At 68.3% G+C, this 22,934-nt stretch carries 22 protein-coding genes and 2 pseudogenes; 13 read left to right on the plus strand and 11 right to left on the minus strand.

From position 1 onward, the window contains the following. Positions 1-271: 271 nt before the first annotated feature. Positions 272-1,126 (minus strand): RNA polymerase sigma factor SigF, encoded by an 855-nt coding sequence (locus ACIQ7M_RS18945; RefSeq protein ID WP_403645449.1) that lies wholly within the window; start codon positions 1,124-1,126, stop codon positions 272-274. Positions 1,127-1,427: 301 nt separating this feature from the next. On the opposite strand from ACIQ7M_RS18945, the gene ACIQ7M_RS18950 reads away from it, so the two are divergent. The 5 genes from ACIQ7M_RS18950 to ACIQ7M_RS18970 are packed head-to-tail and all read left to right on the plus strand — an operon-like array spanning position 1,428 to position 5,728. Beyond that, positions 1,428-2,291, plus strand: a complete 864-nt coding sequence (locus ACIQ7M_RS18950) for an STAS domain-containing protein (protein WP_403645452.1) — start codon at positions 1,428-1,430, stop codon at positions 2,289-2,291. Continuing rightward, positions 2,288-2,734, plus strand: a complete 447-nt coding sequence (locus ACIQ7M_RS18955) for an STAS domain-containing protein (protein WP_403645455.1) — start codon at positions 2,288-2,290, stop codon at positions 2,732-2,734. Before ACIQ7M_RS18950 ends, ACIQ7M_RS18955 begins: the two co-directional genes overlap by 4 nt. Further along, a complete protein-coding gene (locus ACIQ7M_RS18960; RefSeq protein ID WP_389842220.1) occupies positions 2,731-3,144 on the plus strand; it encodes an anti-sigma regulatory factor in 414 nt (137 codons plus the stop codon). Before ACIQ7M_RS18955 ends, ACIQ7M_RS18960 begins: the two co-directional genes overlap by 4 nt. After that, a complete protein-coding gene (locus ACIQ7M_RS18965; protein ID WP_403645921.1) occupies positions 3,141-4,358 on the plus strand; it encodes an ATP-binding SpoIIE family protein phosphatase in 1,218 nt (405 codons plus the stop codon). The genes ACIQ7M_RS18960 and ACIQ7M_RS18965 overlap by 4 nt, the downstream gene beginning before the upstream one ends. Then, on the plus strand, positions 4,355-5,728 hold the full coding sequence (locus ACIQ7M_RS18970) for a PP2C family protein-serine/threonine phosphatase (RefSeq protein ID WP_403645458.1): 1,374 nt from the start codon (positions 4,355-4,357) through the stop codon (positions 5,726-5,728). Before ACIQ7M_RS18965 ends, ACIQ7M_RS18970 begins: the two co-directional genes overlap by 4 nt. Before the next feature lie 109 nt (positions 5,729-5,837). On the opposite strand, the gene ACIQ7M_RS18975 is transcribed toward ACIQ7M_RS18970, so the two are convergent. Beyond that, the gene (locus ACIQ7M_RS18975) at positions 5,838-6,191 is read right to left on the minus strand and encodes a PRC-barrel domain-containing protein (protein ID WP_389843264.1); all 354 of its coding nucleotides are present in this window, start codon (positions 6,189-6,191) and stop codon (positions 5,838-5,840) included. A 306-nt stretch (positions 6,192-6,497) separates the two neighbouring features. Here ACIQ7M_RS18975 and ACIQ7M_RS18980 point away from each other — a divergent pair, with 306 nt between their 5' ends. Both ACIQ7M_RS18980 and ACIQ7M_RS18985 read left to right on the plus strand, forming a co-directional pair. After that, on the plus strand, positions 6,498-6,674 hold the full coding sequence (locus tag ACIQ7M_RS18980; RefSeq protein ID WP_403645462.1) for a CsbD family protein: 177 nt from the start codon (positions 6,498-6,500) through the stop codon (positions 6,672-6,674). Between the two features lie 105 nt (positions 6,675-6,779). Further along, complete coding sequence (locus tag ACIQ7M_RS18985; RefSeq protein WP_403645465.1) at positions 6,780-7,154, plus strand: VOC family protein; 375 nt, start codon at positions 6,780-6,782, stop codon at positions 7,152-7,154. 184 nt (positions 7,155-7,338) lie between these two features. Here ACIQ7M_RS18985 and ACIQ7M_RS18990 read toward each other — a convergent pair whose 3' ends face one another. Both ACIQ7M_RS18990 and ACIQ7M_RS18995 read right to left on the minus strand, forming a co-directional pair. Continuing rightward, positions 7,339-7,935 (minus strand): NADPH-dependent F420 reductase, encoded by a 597-nt coding sequence (locus ACIQ7M_RS18990; RefSeq protein WP_403645468.1) that lies wholly within the window; start codon positions 7,933-7,935, stop codon positions 7,339-7,341. 54 nt (positions 7,936-7,989) lie between these two features. Beyond that, a complete protein-coding gene (locus ACIQ7M_RS18995) occupies positions 7,990-8,808 on the minus strand; it encodes a 3'(2'),5'-bisphosphate nucleotidase CysQ (protein WP_389843277.1) in 819 nt (272 codons plus the stop codon). A 137-nt stretch (positions 8,809-8,945) separates the two neighbouring features. On the opposite strand from ACIQ7M_RS18995, the gene ACIQ7M_RS19000 reads away from it, so the two are divergent. After that, positions 8,946-9,851 (plus strand): LysR family transcriptional regulator, encoded by a 906-nt coding sequence (locus ACIQ7M_RS19000; protein ID WP_403645472.1) that lies wholly within the window; start codon positions 8,946-8,948, stop codon positions 9,849-9,851. Between the two features lie 63 nt (positions 9,852-9,914). Here ACIQ7M_RS19000 and ACIQ7M_RS19005 read toward each other — a convergent pair whose 3' ends face one another. Then, positions 9,915-10,631: a hypothetical protein gene (locus ACIQ7M_RS19005; protein ID WP_403645475.1), complete on the minus strand. Its 717-nt coding sequence runs from the start codon at positions 10,629-10,631 to the stop codon at positions 9,915-9,917. A gap of 808 nt (positions 10,632-11,439) precedes the next feature. Between ACIQ7M_RS19005 and ACIQ7M_RS19010 the strand changes: the two are divergent. Then, a pseudogene (locus tag ACIQ7M_RS19010) lies at positions 11,440-11,656 on the plus strand (IS5/IS1182 family transposase); the annotation flags it as partial. Positions 11,657-11,859: 203 nt separating this feature from the next. On the opposite strand, the gene ACIQ7M_RS19015 reads toward ACIQ7M_RS19010, so the two are convergent. Beyond that, a complete protein-coding gene (locus tag ACIQ7M_RS19015; protein WP_403645478.1) occupies positions 11,860-12,270 on the minus strand; it encodes a VOC family protein in 411 nt (136 codons plus the stop codon). A gap of 454 nt (positions 12,271-12,724) precedes the next feature. Between ACIQ7M_RS19015 and ACIQ7M_RS19020 the strand changes: the two genes are divergently transcribed. Then, positions 12,725-13,486, plus strand: coding sequence for a maleylpyruvate isomerase family mycothiol-dependent enzyme (locus ACIQ7M_RS19020; RefSeq protein WP_403645481.1), 762 nt, complete (start codon positions 12,725-12,727; stop codon positions 13,484-13,486). A 183-nt stretch (positions 13,487-13,669) separates the two neighbouring features. Here the strand turns inward: ACIQ7M_RS19020 and ACIQ7M_RS19025 are convergent. The 3 genes and pseudogenes from ACIQ7M_RS19025 to ACIQ7M_RS19035 form a co-directional block, all read right to left on the minus strand. Continuing rightward, positions 13,670-15,398, minus strand: a pseudogene (locus ACIQ7M_RS19025) (thiamine pyrophosphate-dependent enzyme). Between the two features lie 47 nt (positions 15,399-15,445). Continuing rightward, positions 15,446-17,026, minus strand: a complete 1,581-nt coding sequence (locus ACIQ7M_RS19030) for an FMN-binding glutamate synthase family protein (RefSeq protein WP_403645924.1) — start codon at positions 17,024-17,026, stop codon at positions 15,446-15,448. A gap of 158 nt (positions 17,027-17,184) precedes the next feature. Beyond that, on the minus strand, positions 17,185-18,708 hold the full coding sequence (locus ACIQ7M_RS19035; RefSeq protein ID WP_403645484.1) for a catalase: 1,524 nt from the start codon (positions 18,706-18,708) through the stop codon (positions 17,185-17,187). Between the two features lie 495 nt (positions 18,709-19,203). Here ACIQ7M_RS19035 and ACIQ7M_RS19040 point away from each other — a divergent pair, with 495 nt between their 5' ends. Beyond that, complete coding sequence (locus ACIQ7M_RS19040; RefSeq protein WP_403645487.1) at positions 19,204-19,641, plus strand: SsgA family sporulation/cell division regulator; 438 nt, start codon at positions 19,204-19,206, stop codon at positions 19,639-19,641. An 83-nt stretch (positions 19,642-19,724) separates the two neighbouring features. Continuing rightward, the gene (locus ACIQ7M_RS19045) at positions 19,725-21,185 is read left to right on the plus strand and encodes an NF041680 family putative transposase (protein ID WP_403645490.1); all 1,461 of its coding nucleotides are present in this window, start codon (positions 19,725-19,727) and stop codon (positions 21,183-21,185) included. Positions 21,186-21,194: 9 nt separating this feature from the next. Here ACIQ7M_RS19045 and ACIQ7M_RS19050 read toward each other — a convergent pair whose 3' ends face one another. Continuing rightward, positions 21,195-21,380, minus strand: coding sequence for a hypothetical protein (locus tag ACIQ7M_RS19050; RefSeq protein ID WP_403645493.1), 186 nt, complete (start codon positions 21,378-21,380; stop codon positions 21,195-21,197). 476 nt (positions 21,381-21,856) lie between these two features. Further along, on the minus strand, positions 21,857-22,252 hold the full coding sequence (locus tag ACIQ7M_RS19055; RefSeq protein WP_403645495.1) for an ATP-binding protein: 396 nt from the start codon (positions 22,250-22,252) through the stop codon (positions 21,857-21,859). Between the two features lie 226 nt (positions 22,253-22,478). Here ACIQ7M_RS19055 and ACIQ7M_RS19060 point away from each other — a divergent pair, with 226 nt between their 5' ends. After that, entirely contained in the window at positions 22,479-22,847 is a 369-nt protein-coding gene (locus tag ACIQ7M_RS19060) for an STAS domain-containing protein (RefSeq protein WP_403645498.1), read from the plus strand. Positions 22,848-22,934: the final 87 nt, after the last annotated feature.

Consider the following 22,934-nt stretch of genomic DNA (forward strand, 5'->3'; position numbering starts at 1 on the left):
GGACGTTGTTGCGGCAGAGCCCTGCGGAAGCGCACGCCTGCAAGGTGGCGCTCTTGACGCGTTTCAGCCCGAAGGTGCTGACCTGGTACGGCGAGGATTCTTTGAAGGCCACTGGCAGAGTCCACGGCTCGGGGGCAGAGGGCGCGGCCGCGGGTTCCTGGCACCAGGCCCTGACGATCAGGGTGCGGCCACGGCTGGCGCATCGGGTTGTGGCGAGCGTCGGCGTGCCCCCACTTCCGGGTGACCGCCAGGCTCGCTTCGTACGCCGTGTTCAGTTGGTGGTGAGCATGCCTTCGCGGAGTTTGGCGAGGGTGCGGTTCAGGAGGCGGGAGACGTGCATCTGGGAGATGCCGAGGTGCTCGCCGATCTGCGCCTGGGTGCATTCGTCGACGAATCGCATGTGGATGATGCGCCGTTCCCGGGCGTCGAGATCGGCGATCATGGGGGCCAACGCGCTGAAGTCCTCGACGAGTTCCAAGGCACCGTCCTCGGCGCCGATGAAGTCGGCGAGCGCGGCCTCGTCGTGGCTGGAGTTGACGGCGGCGTCGAGCGACGCGGACTTGTAGCCGTTGGAGGCGAGGCGCGCTTCGTTGACCTCCTCCTCGCTCAGGCACATCAGTTGGGAGAGTTCCGCGACCGTGGGGTCGCGGTCGAGCCGGCTGCGGAGTTCCTCGGTGGCCTTGGCGAGATGGATTCGGGCCTCCTGCAGTCGGCGGGGGACGTGAACGGCCCAGGAGGTGTCGCGGAAGAAGCGCTTCATCTCACCGACGATGTAAGGAACCGCGAAGGAGGTGAACTCGACCTCGCGGGTGAGCTCGAACCGGTCGATGGCCTTGATCAGCCCGACCATGCCGACCTGGACGACGTCTTCCATCTCGTCATGCCCGCGGCTGCGGAAGCGCGTGGCCGCGAAGCGGACGAGGGTCATGTTCATCTCGATGAGGGCGTTGCGCGCGTACTGGTACTCCGGCGTGCCCTCTTCGAGGACGCCGAGCCGGTCGAAGAACAGCTTGGACAACTGCCGGGCGTCCTTGGGGGAGACCCGCGACGGGTCCGCGATCTCCGGTAGTGCCGATACTGGTACTGATGTCGGTGTCGCTGTCTGAGTCGCCTCGGTCACCTTCATGTCAGGCCCCTCTGTCAGTTCCAGCCCGTGCCGCCGGCTGCTGGAGGCCGACAACAGGGCGCGTACCCCTGCTGGAAGAGTGCATACCAGGCGATTCGAAGGATTCTTCGGACCGGCGGCGTGGTGCGCATTGCTGCACGGGGTGCATCCGCGAGGCGGTTCATGTTGACGCCGCTTTTCCGCAACGCCACGTCCGCGCGCAGGGAATTGAGTGTCGCAGATCACGGTTTCGGGACCCGTCCGTAGGTCACTCAGATGGCCTGAGGTTTCGAACAGGCCGACTGGCCAACTGTGAAGAAGGATGTGCTCCGTGGCTGGTGAAGGCGTTTCAGATCGCTTGGTCGGCTTGTTGACGGTTCGAGGCGAAGATCTCGGCGCCGAATGGTCGGACAAGGTCACCGTTTCGCTGGGTGGTCGGGTGAGCCGCGCCGAGGTGCAGCGGGAGTTGCAGGAGATCTACACGGCGCTGGTGGCCGCGCTCGCCGACGGCAGCCTGGACGGGCGAGGGGAAGCGTTCGGCGAGGTCCGCGCGCTCCTGACCGAACTGTCGCGCAACCGCGCCCACCAGGGCTTCACTCCTACCGAGACCGCGGTGAGCGTGTTCGCTCTCAAGGAGGTCCTGGAGCCGGCCCTGTCCGGCGAGGACAGTGACCTGCAGGCGTACCTGAAGTTCTCCACCCTTCTGGACACCTTGGGTCTGTTCACTATCGAGGTCTACACCCGTACGCGCGAGGAGCTGATATCGGCGCAGGCCGAGCAACTGCTGGAGCTGTCCACGCCGGTCGTGAAGCTGTGGGACGGGGTGATCGGTGTTCCGCTGGTCGGAACCCTGGACTCCGCGCGCACGATGGTCGTGATGGAGAAGATGCTCCAGGCCCTGATCGACACGGGTGCCGAGCAGGCCATCATCGACATCACCGGGGTACCGGCGGTGGACACCGAGGTGGCCCAGCACCTGCTGAAGACGGTGGTGGCGGCCCGGCTGATGGGTGCCGAGTGCACGATCTCCGGCATCCGTCCACAGATCGCGCAGACGATCGTGGCGCTGGGGATCAACTTCGGTGACATCGTCACCAAGGCCACCCTGGCCGATGCCCTGCGGCACGCGCTGCGCCGCTCCGGTGTCACGCTCTCGCGCACGGTGCCCCAGGCCGGTGCTCGGTGACCGAGCGTGTTCCCATCCTGCAGATCGGGCAGGTACTGCTGGTGTCGATCCAGACGGACCTGGACGACCAGTCGGTGATGCTGCTTCAGGACGACCTGGCGGCCAAGGTCGTCGAGGCGGGTGCCCACGGGGTGGTCATCGACATCACCGCGGTGGACATCGTCGACTCCTTCGTGGGCCGGATGCTGGCGACCATCGCGTCCATCTCGCGTCTGCTGGACGCGCAGACCGTCGTGGTGGGTATGCGCCCGGCCGTCGCCATCACCCTGGTCGAGCTCGGCCTGTCCCTGGGCGGCGTACGGACGGCGCTGACCCTGGACAAGGGACTGCGCCTGCTGGCACTGGCCCGGGCCGAGTCCCTCGGGGAGTCCGAGCCGGACGCCGCGGCCGGTCCTGGTGCCGGTGCCGGTGGCGTCGTGCCGGATGCCGCGGCAGGCCTGTGAACGGCGCCTCCAGCGGCTCGGAGACGCTGGAGATCACCGCCAACGCGGGCGTGGTGCAGGCGCGCCAGCGGGTGCGGGCCCTGGCGCAGGAGTGCCGCTTCTCCCTGGTCGAGCAGACGAAGCTGATCACCGCCGCGAGTGAGCTGGCCCGCAACACCCTCATCCACGGCGGCGGCGGCATCATGACCGCCGGCCTGGTGGAGGAACGCGGCCGACGCGGCGTGCGCCTGGTCTTCAGCGACCGGGGGCCCGGCATCCCCGACGTGGACCTGGCCCTGACCGACGGCTGGACCTCGGGTGCCGGCATGGGCCTCGGGCTGTCCGGCTCCAAACGGCTGGTCGACGACTTCGTCCTGGAGACCGCCGCCGGACAGGGGACCACGGTGACCGTCACCAAGTGGGCGCGATGACGGCCATGGACTTCGCGCGGTTGATGGACTGCGAGGACGTGGCCTGGTTCCGCGACCAGCCAGAGGCGGCCCGCGGCGCGGCCGCCGCCCTGGGCCGGCGTGTCGGTCTGGGAGAGCAGCGCAGTTCCCAGCTCGTGCTGGCGGTGGCCGAATTGGCGGGCAACATCGCCAAGCACGCCGTCGACGGCTCCCTGCTCCTGCGCGTGGTGCGCAACGAAGCCACCGCCGGGGTGGAGGTGCTGGCCGTGGACGGTGGCCCGGGAATCGCCGACGTCCAGGCGGCCCTCCAGGACGGCATGTCGACAGCCGGGACCCTCGGTATCGGCCTCGGTGCGGTCCAACGCCTGGCCGACTCCTTCCACATCCACTCCCAGCCCGGCCTGGGCACCGTGCAACTCGCCCGTTTCTGGCCGCGCCCCGCACACCCCTCGGCAGCCGGGGAACCCTCCGTGGGAGGTATCACCCGGCCGATCGGCGGCGAGCAGGTCTGCGGTGACGCCTGGGCCGCCCGCACGGACAGCGGCGAGCGGTCACCCGTCTCGCACGCCGAAAAGGCGGCCGGCCCGCCGCCATCCGGCGCCGCCGACTGGTCCGCCCTGACCGGCACCCGCCCGTCCTCACCCCACCCGCGGACAGCCCCGTCTGGGGGCTCCTTCGCGCGCCCCGGCCGCTCCGGCCGTCCCACGGCGGTGCGCGCGGCCGTCGCCGGGCCCGGCACCGGCGTGTTGGTCATGTCCTGTGACGGGCTGGGCCACGGCCCGATGGCCGCCGTGGCTGCCCAGGCGGCGCTGCACGCCTTCAAGACAGGAACCGCCCGCACCCCGGAAGGGGCCATGGAGGAGGTGCACCGCGCTCTGCGCGGAACACGCGGCGCGGCGGTGGCCATCGCACGCCTGGAGGCGGACGGCCGCCTGCTGTTCTGCGGCGTAGGGAACATCACCGCCGCCCTGGTCACCAGCACCAGCCGCCGTACGCTGCTCTCCCACCCGGGCATCACAGGCCACCAGATGCACCAACTGCGCACCTACGAGCACCACTTGCCTCCACACGGGATCCTGGTGATGCACTCCGACGGCCTCAGCGAACGCTGGACCCGCGGCGATCTGGCGGGCCTGCTCCACCACCCTCCCGCCTTGATCGCCGCCGCGCTCATGCGTCAGGCCGGAACCCGCCGTGACGACGCCAGCGCGGTGATCGCCAAGGCGGCACGGTGAACGTACCCGCCCCGCGCGCCCACCCCTTCACGGCCGGCGCCAGTGCCCTGCTGGTGACACCGCTCAGCACCGAACACGACATCTTCGCCCTGCGCCGCCACGCCAAGACCATCGCTTCGGCCGTCGGCCTGGACGACCGCGACCAGGTGCGCCTGGCCACCGTGGTGAGTGAGCTGGGACGCGACCTGCTGCGCCCTTCCGCGATGACCGCCGTGTTCAGTCTGCAGCAGGAGCCGGCCGCGCTCCGCACTCTCCTGCAGTGGCGCGACGACCGCGCCCCCGGCAGCGAGTCGCTGACCGCCGTCACCCGGCTGCTTCCGCAGACCCGCTACGAGCCGGCCCCCAGCCACCCGGATCACTCAGGTGGTGGTCGGATAGAGATCGTCTGCCACATCCCCGAGCTCGCCGCCCGGGACCTGAAAGTGGAACAGGTCCTCGCCGTCCTGGAGTCGGACGGCCCCGCCAGCGCCATCGACGACCTGCAGGCCCAGTCCCGCGACCTGATCAACGCACTCCAGGAAGCCCACGCCCAACGCGACGAACTCGAACGCCTCAACGAGGAACTGACCGAGACCAATGCCGGGGTGATGGCCCTCTACGCGGAACTCACCGTCGAGCACAAGGATGTCGTGGAGCGCTTCGGACAGGAGCACGAACTCGCCCTGGCCCTGCAGCGCACCTTCCTGCCCGCGAGCCTGCCCCAGAGTCCCGGGGCGGAACTCGCGGTGCGCTACCTTCCCGCCGCCGCCACGACCGAGATCGGCGGAGACTTCTACGAGGCCGTCACCACACCGCAGGGTCTGCTCCTCGCCGTCGGGGACGTCGTGGGCCACTCACTCCAAGCCGCCATGGTCATGGGCGAGATCCGCCACGCCCTACGCGCCTACGCCGCACAGAACCTCCCTCCGCACACCCTGTTGCAGCACCTGGACCATCTGTTGGGTCTGCACCAGCCCGGATGGACGGCCACTGTGTGCATCGTCCTGGTCGACGCCGACCGCGCGCGCCTGCACGTCGCCAACGCCGGCCACCTGCCACCCCTGCTCCTGGGGCCCGACAATGTGCCGCGCTATCTCAGAGATCACGGCCCGCTTCTGGGCCTGGGCCTGCCGCAACCCGCGGCTGTCAGCCATCGCGTCGAACCGGGCAGCCGGCTCGTCATGATCACCGACGGGCTCGTCGAGACCCGCGACACCGAACTCAACGAACGCCTCGAACTTCTGAGCGCCGTCGTGGCGGAAGGGCCGGGGGAGCCGGAGGCGTTGTGCGCCCACTTGGTGGATGCCTTCGGAGAGGACCCCGACGACGACATCATCGTCTTCGCCGCCCGCCTCCATCCGCCCCAGCCTCCGATGTCCGGAGCCGGCTGACGAGCAACCTTCGTCCCGGCAGGCCGGTCGTCCGCGGGCAGCACGAGGGGCGGGCGGCGAACAGAAGGAATTCTGTTCGCCGCCCGCCCCTCGTGCTGGTGCTGTGGGGTCAGATCGTGCGCAGACCGGTGTAGTAGCCGCCGACCTGCTCGTGATAGTCGGCGTCGCCGAGGTGCTTGTCCTGGACGAACTCGGGAGAGTGCTTGACCTGGTCCTTGGTGAGCGCCACGTAGACCTTCCGCTCGTTCAGGTCGACCGACTGCACGGTGCCGGCCGGGAGCAGGACGTGCTTGCCGAAGATCCATACGCCGGTGTCGACGACGAGGTAGGAGGAGTCGACCTCGTCCGAGTGCTTGTCGACCTTTCCGATGCTGCCGTCGGTGGCCTCGACCTTGTATCCGATCAGGTCGGTGCCCGCGGTGTAGCCGGTGGTCGGCTGGTATCCCCAGATGCTGTCACTCATAAATACTCCTTCATCGGAATTCATTGCAACCCGCGGTCGAACTTCCGGGTCCGTCGGGGCGACAGTCGAACTGCCGAGTCTGTTGAGACGTCACCGAATTCGATGGCGTTTCATCGAGAAGCCTGGTTCCCAGGCTTTGAGGCCCCACACGTTCTGACCCGTGGAAATTTTCGTACGGCCGGAAGTGTGTATTTCCTGCAGAGGTCCACGACTAAGCGAAGGCCGATCTCGACTGCCAGGTTTGACAATGAAGCAGAGGGTGACCCGGGGTGGGAATTCATTTCCGGCGAGACAGGGTGAGTGATTGTGGCTGCGGACGAGAAGGCTCAGGCCAAGGGCGAGCAGGCCAAGGGCAAGGTCAAGAAGGTCGTCGGCGGAGCGGTCGGCAACGAGTCGCTGAAGGCCGAGGGGCACGCCGAGGAGTCCACGGGGGACCTGCGCGAGGCCAAGGAGAAGGCCAAGGACGCCATCAAGCCCAAGTAGGCGGCACGCACCGCTGATCCCGGCAGCCTGTTGGCGCCGGGATCAGCGGTGTCGGACGCCGGCGCACAGATGCGTGAGGGTGAGTGCCGGGGTAAGGCTGAAGGCATGACGACAACTCTCGGCGCCTTCGTACTCGGTACCCCGGACCCTCCCGCGCTGGCCGACTTCTACCGGGCCCTGCTCGGTTGGGAGGAAGTCGACCGTGAGCCGGAGTGGGTCCGCTTGAGGGCCCCACATCAGGAACGCCCCGGGCTGAGCTTCCAGTTGGAGACCGATCACCTGCCTCCGACCTGGCCGCAGCGCCCGGGCACCCAGCAGATGCAGGCGCACTTGGACGTGCAGGTCGACGACTTGGAGGCGGAGACCGAACGGGCCTGCGCCCTGGGCGCGACGCTGCTGGAACACCAGCCGCGGGACGACGTGCGGGTTCTCCGCGACCCGCACGGGCATCCGTTCTGCCTCTTACTTCCGGGGGCCTGAACGCCGGGGCATGCACCGGGTCGGCGGCACACGGCCGAAAACTCAGCCGGTCGGACCGCCGGTCACAGGTCGGCCCGCTACTCGCTTCGCCTGAGCAGGTCGGGCACGGTCCGTCCTGCCGGACCGCTGTCGCGAGGCAGTACAGCAGTCCGTGGGTCCAACGGGGCGACGCACCGTGTGTGGATCAGCGGGCGATCGAGATCGCGAAGGGCACGAATCCGCTGGACCGGATCACGTGCGGTACGAACAGGATCGCGGCCTCCGTGGCACGGGCGGTCCGGATCCCGCCCAGGTCGGTGATCCATTCCTTGCGCCAGCCGAGGTCGACGAGCAGTTCCCGGACCGTCTCCTTGGCCTGCGGGTCCTCGCCGGAGAGGAAGGCATCGGGCGCCTGGGCGAGCGCGGCCGGCTCGGTCATCACAGGGAAGAGCATGGTGTTGAGAGTCTTGACGACACGCGTTTCGGGGAGCGCCTCCTGGAGTTGCTCGGCGAGGCTCGAGCCGGGGTAGATCAGATCGGCGGGCAGTCCGTCGGGGCCGTCGACGGTGGCGTTGGAGACGTCGAGGAGGATCTTGCCGCGCAGTTCCTCGCGCAGGGCGGCGAGCCGGTCCAGCGAGCCGGCGCCCGGGGTGGCGTTGATGACGATCCGGGCTGTCCGGGAAGCGTTGGCGGCGGCGCCCGGAGTGCGGTCCGCCACGGTCACGTCATGCCCTGCCCGGGTGAGGGCCGCGGCCAGGTTGCCGCCGACGCGGCCGTTTCCGAGAACTGCGATCGTGGTCATGATGATCTGGTCCTTCCGTGCGTGCAGGTTGTGGTGCGCGGTCAGCGTGAGAGGTCAGCGTGAGAGCGTGGCGACGGCTTCGGCGTGGACGCCGGGCGCGGCGGCCAGGAAGCTCTCGCTCTGCGGAGTCCAGGGGCGGCCCTCGGCGTCGGAGATCTGCCCACCGGCCTCGGTGACGAGCAGCGCCCCGGGCAGCAGGTCCGCGCGGGCGCCGGCGAACTGCCAGAAGGCGTCGATCCGGCCGGCGGCCACGTTCGTCAGGTGGAGGGTCGCGGGCACGGCGGTGCGGACGACGAGCGCGTCGAAGAGCATCGCGGTGATCGAGGAGCCGACACGCCGTACGACCTTCTCATCCTCGTCCGGCCGGGCCTGGCTGGTGGCCACGATGCTCAGGCCGAGGTCCGCGGTCGGGGAGACGCGCAGCGGCCGGCCGTCGAGGTGGGCGCCCGCGCCGGTGAGCGCGGTGTAGGTCTCGCCGGTCAACGGCAGGTGGACCACGGTGAGCACCGGCTGGTTCTCACGCACGAGGGTGGCGGTCACCGCCCACTCCGGCAGGGCGTGCAGGTGGTTGACGTTGCCCTCGGCCGGATCCACGACCCACCACTCGCCGGGCGGCAGAGCCCCGCCGTCCAGCTCGTCCTCCACCCAGCCGGCGTCCGGACGCAGGCGCGTGAGCTGGGGGCGCAGGATGTCGAGGGCCGTGTCGTCGTTGGCGGCGAGCGCGCGCATCAGCTCCTCGCGGGTCCCGTATCGGACCACCTCGCCGAACCTGTCGAGCAGCGCCGAGCCCGCCGCGCGCACGGCGATCGCGGTCTGGCCGAGCAGGTCGGCGTCGGAGGTGGCGACGTGAGTGGTCTGGAGCGTTTCGGACATGGTGGAACTCCCGTGTGAGAAGGGGTGGTTGAGCCAGTCGGATCCGGCTGTGCGTTCCGTCTTGCGCTCTGGTCTCGAAGGTATCCAGCCTCTTCATTAACTTCAAATGCATGTAAAGCACGGATAGGATTACTCGCATGCAATTGGATTTGAACCTGCTCACCGCACTCGACGCGCTGCTGGAGGAGGGGAGCGTGGCCGGGGCGGCCGCACGCCTGCACGTCACCGCTCCCGCGATGAGCCGGAGTCTGGGCCGCATCCGGAGCACGACCGGGGATCAGATCCTGGTGCGCACCGGCCGCACGATGACCCCGACCCCGTATGCGATCGCCGTCCGGGAACAGGTGCACGAGCTGCTGCACCAGGTCCAGGGGGTGCTGGCACCGAGCCGTGAACTCGATCTGGCGACGTTGGAGCGCACTTTCACCCTCCGCTGGCACGATTCCCTGGTCGTCTTGAGCGGTCCCGCGCTGCTCGCGGCCGTGCGCGGACAGGCGCCCGGTGTGCGCTTGCGCTTCGTCGCGGAATCGAGCATCGACACCCCCGGGTTGCGGCGCGGTGAGGTCGACCTGGAGGCGAACGCCAACCGCCCGAGCGCACCGGACATCCGTGCCGAGAACGTGGGCGAGACCCGCCTCGTCATCGTCGTGAGGCAGGGGCACCCCCTCACCCGCGTCAAGACCGTCACCGCATCGCGGTACGCCGCCGCCGAGCACGTCACCATCTCGCGACGCGGAAACCTCAGCAGCCCGCTGGACGACGCCCTCGCACGTCTCGGCCTCACCCGCCGCGTGGTGGCCGCCGCACCCACGGAAGCGGCCGCGCTGGAGTTCGCGCGCGGATCGGACCTCGTGATCAGCGTCCCCGAAGCCACCACGCGATCAGCGGTCGCCGACCTCGGCCTGGTGGTGCTCCCCCTCCCGCTCGAACTGCCGTCGGCATCGATATTCCTGTCGTGGCATCAGCGCTACGACACCGACCACGCCCACGCCTGGCTGCGCGGGTTGGCGCGAACCGCGCTGGCCACGTGCGGAGCGTCGTAGCAGGCGTCGGTGCCGGGGGCGCATGGCCGGGGAGCCGCGCCGGTCCTTCAGGTGGTCCCCCGGTCAGTGCAGGATGCTGACGGCGCGGGCGATGACCAGCAGGGAGGTCAGGAGCGCGGCGACGCTCTGAACGCTCATCAGCAACTTCGCACGAGTGGACAGCGGCATCGTGTCGGTGGGGCTGAAGGCGGTGGAGTTCGTCACGGACACGTACAGGTAGTCCACGAGATCGGGCACCCAGTCCGAGCTGATGCTGGCGCCATCGGCGACCTCTTCCACGGCGTCGTCGTTCTCGTCCTGCGAGAAGCGGAAGTCCGCCAACGGCAGCTCGTCTCGGGGGAGCTGCGTGCGTGCCACCGGGCCACCGCGGTCCAGCTCCCAGTAGGCGAGGCCGAACGCGATGATGTTGGTTAGCCACACCTGCAGAGCGGCCACCAGGAGGGAGCGGCCGTCCTTCACCTCGGCATGGACCAGCTCGTGGATGAGGATGCCGAGCGCGGTGAGATTGCTGGCCACGATGACGAGCACGAGAGTCAGTGAGAGGCACCGGAAAGTGGTCGTCTGCCGGGTGAGCCTCTTGGGATTGATCGCGATGAGCGGTACGAGGAGCAGCAGTTCCAGTGCGGGCAGTACGTAGCGCGGTGCGATGAGGAGCTGCTGCGGCAGGGCGAGGTACAGGGTGATGGCGATGAGCGTGGCGGCCACTCCTGGCAGCCGGGGTTCGCCTCGGCGTTGGTGCCGCGGGTGCTTGACGCGGGCGTCGGCTCGGCTCGTCACCATGGGTGTCTTCCTCCCGCACGCGTCTGAATCCGGCGTTTTCGTGATCGCCTACCCTTCTACGCGAGTTGCAGTCCGAGTGGGCGTGTGCGGACGGGAGTTCGCGGGCGTGTCGCCCGGCGGAGCAAGGCGGGTGGCATGCCGCGGGCGGGCTTTGGTGCCGCGGACGGTGTCCCGAGGGTCGTCCTGCGACTGTCCTCACGGCCCCTGGCCGCTGTGACAGATGCCGGAAACCGGGTGCAGCAGGACATGGGCGCCTGGCATCATGACTCCCATGATCATGTGTCGAAAGGCCGATGCCGCGTAGACGGCCACGCGCACTGCGCGCTGAACAGCCCGTCTCTCGCGTCTGGGGGCCGACCCCGCCGTTTCGGATTCATGGACTCTCCACCAGGGCGAGCCTGGCCGTGCACCGGGTCGAGTACCTGAGCGACAGCCTTTATATCCATCCAGGCGCAGCGGACCGTGCGTTGCGGCGGTACCGCGAGTTCCTGCACCCACCGGGCAGACGTCCGCTGTACCCGCGGGAGTCGTCCTGTTCGTGCACCTGGTGCTCCTTCGAGGACGTCCGGCACGCACGCGACGTACTGGAGGAGGTCCTGGAGAGGCTGCCGGAACCAGCCCGTGCCGAGCTCGGCCGGCTCGTGAAGCCTTTGGACGCGGTGTTCTTGCGCCGTACTCTGCCGGACCCGTTCGCGCACCGGCGCCAGTGGCGGACACAGTTCTGGTGGTACCGCCGCCTGGCCGACAGGTCGGAGTGGGGGTGACGGCAGCCGTGGTCGACCCGTGCCGAGGTGGGATGATCACAACCATGGGTGTTGTGAGCACGGCGTCGGAGTCGTCCTGGATACCCCGTTCACCGGGCTGAGCTCGCCGACTTTCACCAGCTGATGGCGGTCCTCCGACGCGAGGGCGCCGGCACCATGCGGCCCGGCCGGCCCTGGAGCCCTCCGCTGGAGGACCGGGTCCTGCCGTTCGCGGCGTACTGGCGGACCAATCTGACGCTGTGGCAGATCCCGCCGCTGTTCCGCAAACGCGGTTCGACCCGAGTGAACCGGCCGGCGACGCGGCCCACGGCCACTTCGAATGCCCCGCCGCAGGCCTGGATCTTCGCTGCGACCCGCGGCCACCGTCTCTTCGTAAGTCCACACACCTCACGGTGATCAAGAGTGGCCACACCCGTCTGTGCGTCAGCCTCGGATCGGCAAGATCATGATCTACAGCAGGAGTGCTAGCCGTGATGGGGCCAGATGGGGCCCTGATCGTTCCAGATGACACCTTTGTTGCGGCAGAGACAGAAGGGGTGGCCGATGGGGTCGGTGTAGACGCGGAAGCCGTAGCCGTCGGGGCCGCTGCAGTCCCGCCGCAGGGTCGCGCCGAGGGCCAGGACGCGGTGCTGTTCGGCCTCGATGTCGTCGACTTCGAAGTCGAGGTGGAACTGCTTGGGGTGCTCGCTGTCCGGCCACTGCGGGGCGCGGTAGTCATCCACCTGGATGAAGGCCAGTTCGATCTCGCCGAAACGGATACCGGCCCAGTTCGCGTCACTGCCCTCCTTGACCGGGAGCCCCGTCACCTCGGAGTAGAAGGCTGCCAGCTTCATCGTGTCCGGGCAGTCGATGATGAAGTCGGTTAGTCGTAGCATCCGGCGATCTTGCCACAAGATCAAATGAGCCGACCTCTTGTGGCAGGCGCCGGCGGCGTGTTGGTGGGCACGGACGATGGTGGAGTCGATCGCGACGACCGAGTCGAGGTGGCTTTCGGCGTCAGCCTGGGCGAGCAGGGCGGTGGAGATCGTTGCTCAGCTGCCGTCGGAGGCCCAGTCCGATCGCCGCCGGTCTGTACGGTTCAACTAGCGCCACCTTGCGGGTACATACGCGCGCTGTTTCCCCGACCCGCTGTTCTGCTCCAGCCGTCCTGACGGTGTCGGCGTCGGCGTCGGCGCACCAGGTACGGCCGGGTCCTGTCCCTGGACACGATCCCGATGGGCTGTCCTCGTACGACTTGGTGGCCGCCGGACGCCTGCCACCCCTCCCACACGACAGGCGGAGTCCTAAAACAGAGTGCGGTCGGCTGAGCTGGGGTGATAGGTAAGCGATGTGACAGACAGTCTTGAGTTTTCCGCCCTGCTGCGGCTGATCGACGAGCGGGCGGCCGCGTTCCGGAGTGCGGTTGCCGCCGCGCCCGGCCTCGACGAGCCGGTGCCGTCCTGCCCCGAGTGGACGTTGTTCGAACTGGTGCAGCACCTGGGTACGGGCCAGCGCTGGTGGGCCGCGATCGTCGCCGCGGGCCCGGCCGAGGCTCCGCCGGCCAAGGATGCCGCGGAGGCGCCGCGCGAACTCGAGGCGCTGCTGGCCTGGTACACCGAGTCGAACGAGCTGCTGCTGAGTGCGCTGCGCGAGGCAGGGCCGGAGCGGGCGTGCTGGACGTGGTGGAGCGCCGGCGTGTCGCCGGCGAACGCCCGGGGCGTTGCCCGGCGCCGGGTGCACGAGGTGCTGGTGCACACCTACGACGCCCAGCTCGCCGCGGGCGCCGTGCAGCCGATGCCGGCGGACGTCGCGATCGACGGCGTGGCCGAGTTTCTCGACACCTGCAACTCCACCCCGGCGGCCTGGCCGCACGAGGCGGCCACCATCCACTACCACGCCACCGAGGGCCGCTCCTGGCTCCTCACGCTGGACGGCACCGGTGCCTGGCCCGCACCCCTCACCGACGAGGCCGCGCCCGCCTCCGCTTCGGCCACGGGCACGGCCGAGCAACTGCTCCTCTTCGTCTGGGGCCGCCTCACGATGAGCGACCTGAAGATCGATGGCGACCCGCAGGTGTTCGAGCGCCTGATCGCCTGGGAGCCCGAGGAGTAGCCAGTCACTACCGTCGGCGGACGGCAGGACCGGCCGATGCATCCATGGGCCAGGCCAAGGCGGACGACGCGCGAAAGGGACGCGGGGGCAGGACGCCGGGGCAGGACGGGCATCGGGTTCGGCACGGTCCGGCAGGTATCCGTGGCTGGTACGTGGGGCGCCGTCAGATGAGGGGCGCTTGAGTCAGCTTCCGTGGCTCGAAAGAATCTCCTTGACCTTGGCGATGGCGAAGCCCCAGCCCTGCGCCACGGTCGGCTTGCCCGGCACGGCCATCTCCTCCGGGTTGGTCAGGACGTCCAGCACGACCGGCCCGGGGGTGTCGAACGCCCGGCGCACGCTGTCGTGGAGCTCGGCCGGGTCGGTGACCCGAATTCCGGTGATCCCGAGGGCTGTGGCGAGGGCGGCGAAGTCAGGGTTGTCGAGTTCCGTGCCGAACTCGGGCAGACCCGCCTGCTCCTGTTCCAGCTTGACCATGCCGAGGCGCCGATTGTCGAAGACGACAAGCTTCACCGGCAGCCTGTACGTCTTGATCGTCATGAGGTCCCCCAGCAGCATGCTGAGTCCTCCGTCGCCGCAGAACGCGACGGTCTGTCGGTCCGGGGCCCAGAGCTGCGCTCCGAGGGCCTGCGGCATGGCGTTGGCCATGGAGCCGAGATTGTAGGAGCCGATCAGGCGCCGGGTACCGCTCATGGTGACGAAGCGGGAGAGCCAGACGGTGGCCATTCCCGTGTCGGAGGTGAAGACGGCGTCCTGATCCGCGAACCTGTCCACCGCGGCCGCCAGTGACTCGGGGCGGATCTCGTGGTCCCGGTTGTCCAGAGCAGAGCGCATTTTGCCGGTCAGGCGGCGTTCGTGATCCGGGTCGGCCAGCCGCTGCTGACCCGCCTGCCAGTGGGCGAACCGCTCCCGGGCATCGTCCAGGTGAGCACGGTCGGATGCCGCGTTCAGCAGCGGCAGCAGGCCGCGCAGCGTCGCTCCGACATCGCCGGCGAGTCCTACGGTCACCGGAACCCTGCGTCCCAGGTGATCCTCACGGGCGTCGATCTGCACGACTTTGCAGTCCTTCGGATACCAGTCGCGGTAAGGGAAGTCCGTGCCCAGCATGAGGAGCGCGTCGCCGCTGTCGAAGGCGTGGGCGGCGGCGGGGTTGCCGAATCAGACCGGTCTGGCCGACCTGGAAGGCGTTGTCCTCCTCGAAGCCTTCCTTCGCCTTCAGAGTGAGCACCATGGGCGCGGCGAGCAGCTCAGCGGTCCGGAGCACCTCACTGCGGGCGTCACGTGCCCCGCGGCCGACGAGGAGAGTGACGCGAGAGGCGCTGTTGAGGAGCTCGGCAGCCTCGACGAGTGCGGGGTCGTCGGGCCGGGTGACGGGACGATCGAGAGCGAAGCGCGTCGGCCGGTCCTCACTCAGTTCCTGGTCACCCAGGTCACCCGGAACGGTCAGGACGGCCACTCCGCCGTGGCTGACGGCGGCGCGAACGGCCGATTCGAGCATGCGCGGCATCTGATCCGGTGAGGTGACGGTGGCGCGGTAGACGGCTACGTCACGGAAGAGCAGGTCGTTGTCGACTTCCTGGAAGTAGTCGCTGCCGATCTCGGCGAGGGGGACCTGACCGCAGATCGCGAGCACCGGGGTCCGGCTCTTGGCCGCGTCGTAGAGCCCGTTGAGGAGGTGGACGGATCCCGGTCCCACGGTCCCCATGCACACGCCGACGGTTCCCGAGAGCTGTGACTGGGCGCCCGCGGCGAAGGCCGCGGCCTCTTCGTGCCGGCAGCCGATCCAGCTCAGACCGTCCGTAGTGCGGATGGCGTCGGTCAGCGGGTTCAGTGCGTCCCCGACGACTCCGAAGACGTGCCTGACACCCAGCTCCTTGAGTGCGTCGACGATCACATGGGCGACAGTGCGTGCCACGGAAATGCCTTCCGGTCCGGTGCGGCCCCCGCGGTACGAGGGCACGTTCAGTGGGTGAAGCGGTCCGGGTGGGCCGTCTGCCAGTCGGGTGCCCAGCTCTCGGGTGCTGATGCGAGCAGTTGTCCCGGAGTGAGCCATTCATGGAGCTCGGCGTAGGAGCGGACGGTGTGCGGGTCCACGCGCTGGAGGAGCATGGGCGGGTGCAGGCCGCTCGGATCGTCGACGCCCATCGCCGCCATGATCTGGAGGGCGCTCTTCACCGTCGCCTCCTGAAAGCGGTGAACACGCTGGGACTTGTCGTCGACGTCGACGGCGCGGCCGCGGCGCTCGTCCTGGGTGGCGACCCCAACGGGGCAGGTGTTGGTGTGGCAGCGCTGCGCCTGGATGCATCCGACGGCGAACATCATGGCCCGGGCCGCGTTGGTGTAATCGGCCCCTTGGACCAGGCGCTTCACCAGATCACTGCCCGTGGCGACCTTGCCGCTGGCGCCGATCTTGATCCGGTCGCGCAGCCCGACGCCCACGAGGGCGTTGTGCACGGTCATCAGGCCTTCGCTGAGCGGCAGTCCGACGTTGTCGGCGAACTCGAGCGGTGCCGCGCCCGTACCGCCCTCGGCACCGTCGACGATGATGAAGTCCGGTGTCGTTCCTTCCGCCAGCATCGCCTTGCACACGGCGAGGAATTCACGGCGCGAGCCGACACACAGCTTGAACCCGACGGGTTTGCCACCGGCCAGTTCGCGCATCCGGCCCAGGAAGCGGACCAGTTCGCGGGGCGTGGTGTACACCCGGTGGAAAGGCGGCGAGACGACCGTCTCGCCCTCCGGTACCCCACGCACCTGGGCGATCTCCGCGTTCACCTTGGCGCCCGGCAGCACTCCGCCGATGCCCGGTTTGGCCCCCTGACTGATCTTCAGCGACACGCACTTGACCTGATCGTGCGCAGCCTTGTCGGCGAACTGCCGCTCGTCGAAGCCTCCGTCGTCCGTCCGGCAGCCGAAGTAGCCGGTACCGATCTCCCACACGAGGTCGCCGCCGGGGCGCAGGTGGTACTCGGAAAGTCCGCCTTCCCCGGTGTCGTGGGCGAAAGCACCGAGCTGAGCCCCGGTGTTGAGAGCCAGTACGGCGTTGGCCGACAGCGAGCCGAAGCTCATCGCGGAGACATTGAGCAGAGCCATGTCGTACGGCTGTGTGCAATCGGGTCCACCGATCCGCACCCGGGGCGGGGTGTCGGGCACCGCTCGCGGAGCCATGGACGGAGTGAGGTACTCACTGCCGGCCCGGTAGAGATCGAGCTCCGTGCCGAACGGCTCCTCGGCGGCGGTTCCCTTGGCCCTCTCGTAGACGATGCTGCGAGTGTCGCGGTCGAAGGGGCGGCCGTCGAAATTCCGCTCGATGAAGTATTGCTGGAGTTCCGGCCGAAGCGTCTCCAGCGCGAATCGGAGATGCCCGAGCACGGGGTAGTTCCGCAAGACGGAATGCCGCCGTTGAACGAGATCGTGGACGGCTACCAGCGCCGCCACGACCAAGGGGACGGCGACACCCCAATACCAGGGGGAGACGATCACGGCGGCGACGAGGCTGCTCACCGTCAGCAAGTCGAGCAGGACGATCAGACGTATCTTCAGCACCGTGTCCTAGTGTCCGCGGGGCCGGTGGCCAATCACGAGATTCGGCAAGTGCCGGCCGGCAGGTGCTCTCCGGGGTGGGCGACCCGCGCCCGTGCGGCGAGGGCGGCCAGGGGACGAGCCGCCGACGGCCGCACGGGGCACGGGCCCCGCTCACATCACGCCTTGCCCTGCATACTCCGACGCGCCGGGTTGCCCTGCTCCGAGACCTTGGGGTCCGTCTCATCGGCCTTGGCACGCACCTCCTGCTCGATGCGTTCACCGATCGACTTGTCGATGTTCGACCAGTACTCGAACGCTCGCTGCAGCACGGGCTCGGTGACGCCGTTGAGCAGATGGCCGACGACGTTGTCCACGAGTCGGTCCCTCGCCGCGTCGTCCAGGACCTCACGCACCATCGTGCCTGCCTGGCCCCAGTCGTCGTCCTCACGATGGGAGACGTAGGCGGCGCGGGTGATCTCACCGTCGGCGTGCCAGCTCGGGGGATTGCCGAACCGGGCCGTGTCCGCCGCGGGTCCGCCCTTCGAGTTCGGTGCGTAGACGGGGTCACTGGTCTTGCGGTACGCCATCGCCCCGTCCTTGGAGTACGTGTGTACCGGATTGACGGGGGCGTTCACCGGCAGCTGCTGGTAGTTGGGTCCGATGCGGTAGCGGTGCGCGTCCGCGTAGGAGAACAGACGCGCCAGCAGCATGCGGTCGGGGCTGGGGCCGATGCCCGGGACGAGGTTGTTCGGCTGGAAGGCGGCCTGCTCGATCTCCGCGTGGTTGTCCGTGGGGTTGCGGTCCAGGGTCATGCGTCCGACCTCGATCAGCGGGTAGTCGCCGTGCGGCCACACCTTGGTCAGATCGAAGGGGTTGAAGCGGTAGTCGACCGCGTCCTCGTACGGCATGATCTGCACGTACAGTGTCCAGCTCGGATACTCACCGTCACGGATGTGCTCGAAGAGGTCCCGCGTGTGGTAGTCGGTGTCGACCGCCGCCATCTGGTCGCCCTCGTGCTGGGTGAAGAACTCGATGCCCTGGTCGGTCTTGAAGTGGTACTTCACCCAGAACCTCTCGCCCTGAGCGTTGATCCACATGTAGGTGTGCGAGGTGTAGCCGTTCATGTGACGCCAGCTGCGCGGGATGCCCCGGTCGCCCATCAGCCAGGTGACCTGGTGCGCTGACTCGGGGGAGAGGGTCCAGAAGTCCCACTGCATGTCGTGGTCACGCAGGTTGTTGTCCGCTCGGCGCTTCTGGGACCGGATGAAGTGCTGGAACTTCATCGGGTCCTTCATGAAGAACACGGGGGTGTTGTTGCCCACCATGTCGTAGTTGCCTTCGCTGGTGTAGAACTTCACCGCGAAGCCGCGCGGGTCGCGCCAGGTGTCCGGGCTTCCCCGCTCACCGGCGACGGTGGAGAACCGGGTGACCAGTTCGGTACTGGTACCGGGCTGGAAGACCGCGGCCTTGGTGAAAGCGCTGACGTCCGCGGTGACGTCGAAACGACCGAACGCGCCACTGCCCTTCGCGTGCGGCTGACGCTCGGGAATGCGCTCCCGGTTGAACTGGGCCATCTGCTCGATGAGGTAAGAATCCTGCAGCAGAATGGGGCCGCCCGGGCCGACAGTGAGCGAGTGCTCGTCGCTCTCCACCGGAATGCCCGCGTCGGTGGTGGTCGGTTTGGGCGTGGAGTCGGTCATTCTCGATTCCCCTTCGATGACGCGTGCGGGTACGGAACTGTGATCCGGGCCGTGGATCTCGGCTCAGAAACCCGGACCTCACCGCCGAGGGCTGGACGCTCACGACGACACCGCCGAGCCGCTACGGCCCACGACGACACCGCCGAGCCGCTACGGCCCCTGATCCGGCAGCGAGACACGGGTAACCCGTCAACGACGTCGCAAAACACTTATGAAACGGTCGAAAGCGCCATTCTGTAGCCCGCCACCCCGTGATCCGGCCGACCGACCGCCGACGGCGGGTCAAAGACGACACCGCTTTCCTCTGCGTTTCCCGCACCCCGTATGGGCCCTTTACCGGCGACCGCGGAGGCGGGCGGTTTCCCCTCGCCGGCGGGGGGTATTCGGGCGATGCGCTTGGGACCGCAGGCGTCGTGGCCCGGGAGGACGAGGGCCGCCGTCCCTGATTCCCCTGGCGCGCGAAAGGCTCCCTTGCCTCCGTTCATCTCGGTCTCCATGCGGCAGACGGACCCCTTCCCGTTCACCTATCTGATGCACCGCGCTCTGCTCGTCGCGGACGGCAAGCCCCCGGTCGCGCTGGAGGTGACCTTTCAGTATTCGGCGGAGCAGGCGTTCACCGTGGTGATGACCCTGCACGTTTCCGGGATCGAAGCGGAGTGGAGTCTCTCCCGCGAACAGTTGGTCAAGGGACTGCGCCGCCACGACGGTTGCGGTGATGTCGCGATGTGGCCGGTGGCCCGCCCCGGTGGCGAGGACGTGATCCGCGTACGGCTGGGGCCCGCGTCGAATCATGTGGTGGTGGAGGTCTGCCGGGCCGTCCTCACCGCATGGCTCAACGAGACTCTCCGGCTGATTCCTCGCGGATCCGAGGCTCAGCTTGTGCTTTATGGTCTGACCTCGAACGATGCCCCGAACGTGATCGCTCATACGTGAATTCCGGGGATGTGAACACGGCCTTCGCTTGATCCTGTGCTCCGACGAAAGAGGCACGGGACCAGTACGAAGGCCGTGGGGGAATGAGTCTGCTGCATCACGATGCTGGGCGGGATGCGTTCGCTGTGGCGTCACACTTCCGAGATGACTTCTACACGTGCCTGCGCGCGCATGGCGACGAACTGTTCGAGCTGACGGACGCCCTGCTGTGTGCGGAGGGGCCGGTGAGGACGCCGGTGGATCTGACACTGCTGGCTGAGCATCGGCGAGGGCACGGCGCGTTGTACGCGGCGTTGAACGAAGGCCGTATCGACGCCGACGGGCTGCGGCGGACGCTGGCCGCGCTGCCCCAGCCGAAGGCGGCCGATGACCGGCTCGTCCTGGCCGTGGACGTGACCAACTGGCTGCGGCCGGATGCCGAGTGCAGCCCGGATCGCCTGTTCTGCCAAACCTTCGGCCGTGGCCGGGACCAGCACCTGATGATCCCAGGCTGGCCGTACTCGTTCGTCGCCGCGCTCGAATCGGGCCGCACCTCGTGGTGCCAGCTGCTGGACGGGGTGCGGCTCGGCCCGGCGGACGACGTCGCCGAGGTCACCGCCCGCCAGGTCCGCCGGGTCGTCGGGGACCTGGTCGCCGGCGGGCGGTGGCGCGAGGGCGATCCGGACATCCTGGTCGTCTTCGATGCCGGCTACGACGCCCCGCGCATGGCTTACCTGCTGAGGAACCTGCCGGTCGAGGTGCTGGGGCGGATGCGCTCGGACCGCGTCATGCGCCGGCCGACGCCCACGCAGTTGGAGCAGTTGGAGTACGCCGAGGCGTATCCCCGAGGCGGCCGCCCTCCGAAGCACGGCAAGGAGTTCCGCTTCGGCAAGCCCGAGACCTGGGGCGAGCCGAACGCGGCGACCGTCCAGGTCACCGACCGCTACGGCACCGCACGCGCGATGGCATGGGACCGCATCCATCCCCGGCTCACCACCCGCTCCGCGTGGATCGACCACGACGGTGAACTCCCCATCATCGAAGGGACGTTGCTTCGTCTTCAGGTCGACCGGCTGCCCGGCGGCGGAGACCCGCTGCCGCTCTGGCTGTGGTCCTCCACCACCGCGATGACTGGCGCCGACATCGATCTGCGCTGGCAGGTGTTCCTTCGGAGATTCGATCTGGAGCACACGTTCCGGATGATCAAGCAGACGCTCGGCTGGACCCGCCCGAAGCTCCGCACCCCGGAAGCGGCAGACCGCTGGACGTGGCTGATCATCGTCGCGCACACTCAACTTCGTCTCGCCCGGCCACTCGCTGAGGACGTCCGCCGGCCCTGGGAAAGGCCGATGAAACCGAACAGGCTCACCCCCGCCCGTGTCCGCCGGGGGTTCAGAAACCTCCGCCCTGCCTTGCCCTGCCCGGCCCGTGCGCCGAAACCATCACGGCCGGGCCCCGGCAGGCCGCTCGGCTCGAAGAACCAGCGGCCTGCCACCCACTACGACGTGGGCAAAACTGTCCGACGCCCCGAAACCATCAGCGAACGCGACCGGATCAGACCGTAAGGGACAAGATCAGACAACCCTCACGACATCCGACAAGGGGATGTCGATCCTGGTCGCGTCACCGAAGATGTCCACCATCAACTCGACACGGCCCCGATCATGGTCAACAGCCACGACAGGGCTCATGAAGTCCGTGAACGGTCCCCCGGTAATCCGCACGTCAGTCCCGACTTGGATGTCCGTCTCGTCCTTCACGCCAGCCCCCTTCGCGCTGCTACTTCGATCAGCCAGCGCTGACAGAAGCGAACCTACCCTTCGGCGGAACGGGACCGAACGGCCTGGGGAGGCTGGGATGTAGCCGTTGGTTAAAGCGCAAGCTCAGTACCTGTTCCTGGACCAAGTGATCGGCGGCATCCTCGACGCGGAATAGGCTCTACGGGCGGAGTCCGGTGTCCCGCACCCGCTGACCGTGGCCCGGATCAGTTGACGCAGCGGGTCCGGAGTTCACCGGCGGCGTACGCCGTGCACCGCGAGTTCGTGGTTCCGACGGCGGCATTCGGAGTCTTTGTATGGCAAACCGATCGCGCGGCAGCCTCAGATGTGCAACCGCGAAGGCGCTTGAATGGTCTGTCGCGGTGTGGTTGTCATGGTGCCCGTGGGTGCGCGGCGGCCTCCCGCTCGATTCCCATGGCAGAGAGGGGGGCCGAATCCACCGGGTCGAGCTAGTCCTGCTATGGCGTGCTGAGCATGACCGTGGCGATGATGCGTTTGCCGGGCGGGGTCGCTTCGATGGTGACGTTGTGAGCGAGGGCGGTGACGATCTCCAGCCCGTGCTGGCCGATCCGCCTGGGGTCTGGGGCTTTCACGGTGGGCGGTAGGGGGTTGCTGTCCCACATTTCGATGCGCAGGGCTTCGCCGATGACTTGCATCTGCAGGAGGGCCGGGCCCGGCGCGTATTTGCGGGCGTTGGTGACCAGTTCGCTCACGATCAACTGGACGATCTCCACGGTCGAGTCTGCCACCGGGATGCTGTGCGCGTAGCGCACCGTGGTGAGGAAGGCCACGGCGAGGTGGCGGGCCTGCGCAATGCGGGTTCCGTCTACGTCCAAGGCCAGGGAGGCCTTCATCGACGAAGGCGCCTCCGCCTGTTTTCCCTCGGTCTCCTCAGATGAATGACCCATCGCCGCCCGCTTCCGTGTTTTCGTCGCGTACCCCGCCCGGTATCGGCCATGCACTGTCCGGCACGTTACCTGTGGCACAGCCACGGAGACGCGTGGTCCCTATGATGCGGTTCTTGAGGGGCCTTAACCCCGCGAGGGACGACTGGGCGGGACGAGATTCATTGAAGGGTACGTGGCAGACATTCATCACTCGGAAGGGCAGCCTGCGCGCCTGTCGATCACGCAGGCGACTGTCGACGGGATCGGTGTCCTGACTGTGGCCGGCGAACTCGATGCCGACAGCGTCGGCACACTGCGCCAGGCACTGCGCATTCAGGAAAACAGCGCGTCGGCGCTGACGGTACTGGATATGGGCGCCGTCAGTTTCATGGACTCCAGTGCCATCAACGTCCTGGTAGCGGCCAGCCGTGACCTCGTTGCGGCGGGTAGTCAGCTTCGTATGGCGGCTTTGAGTGAGCCGGTCCAACGAGTCGTCGAAATCGTAGGCCTCGATACGATCATCGTCTGCTGTCCCACCCTTGCCGAGGCGTTGACGATCTGACGGGCTCCCCAACCACCGGGCAGCGCCGAGCCGGCTTTTGGAGGCTGGCCGGTGGGGAACGGTGGTTGAGTTGGTGCTGCTGAGACC

Source organism: Streptomyces sp. NPDC096324, assembly GCF_044763015.1.
Lineage (GTDB): Bacteria > Actinomycetota > Actinomycetes > Streptomycetales > Streptomycetaceae > Streptomyces.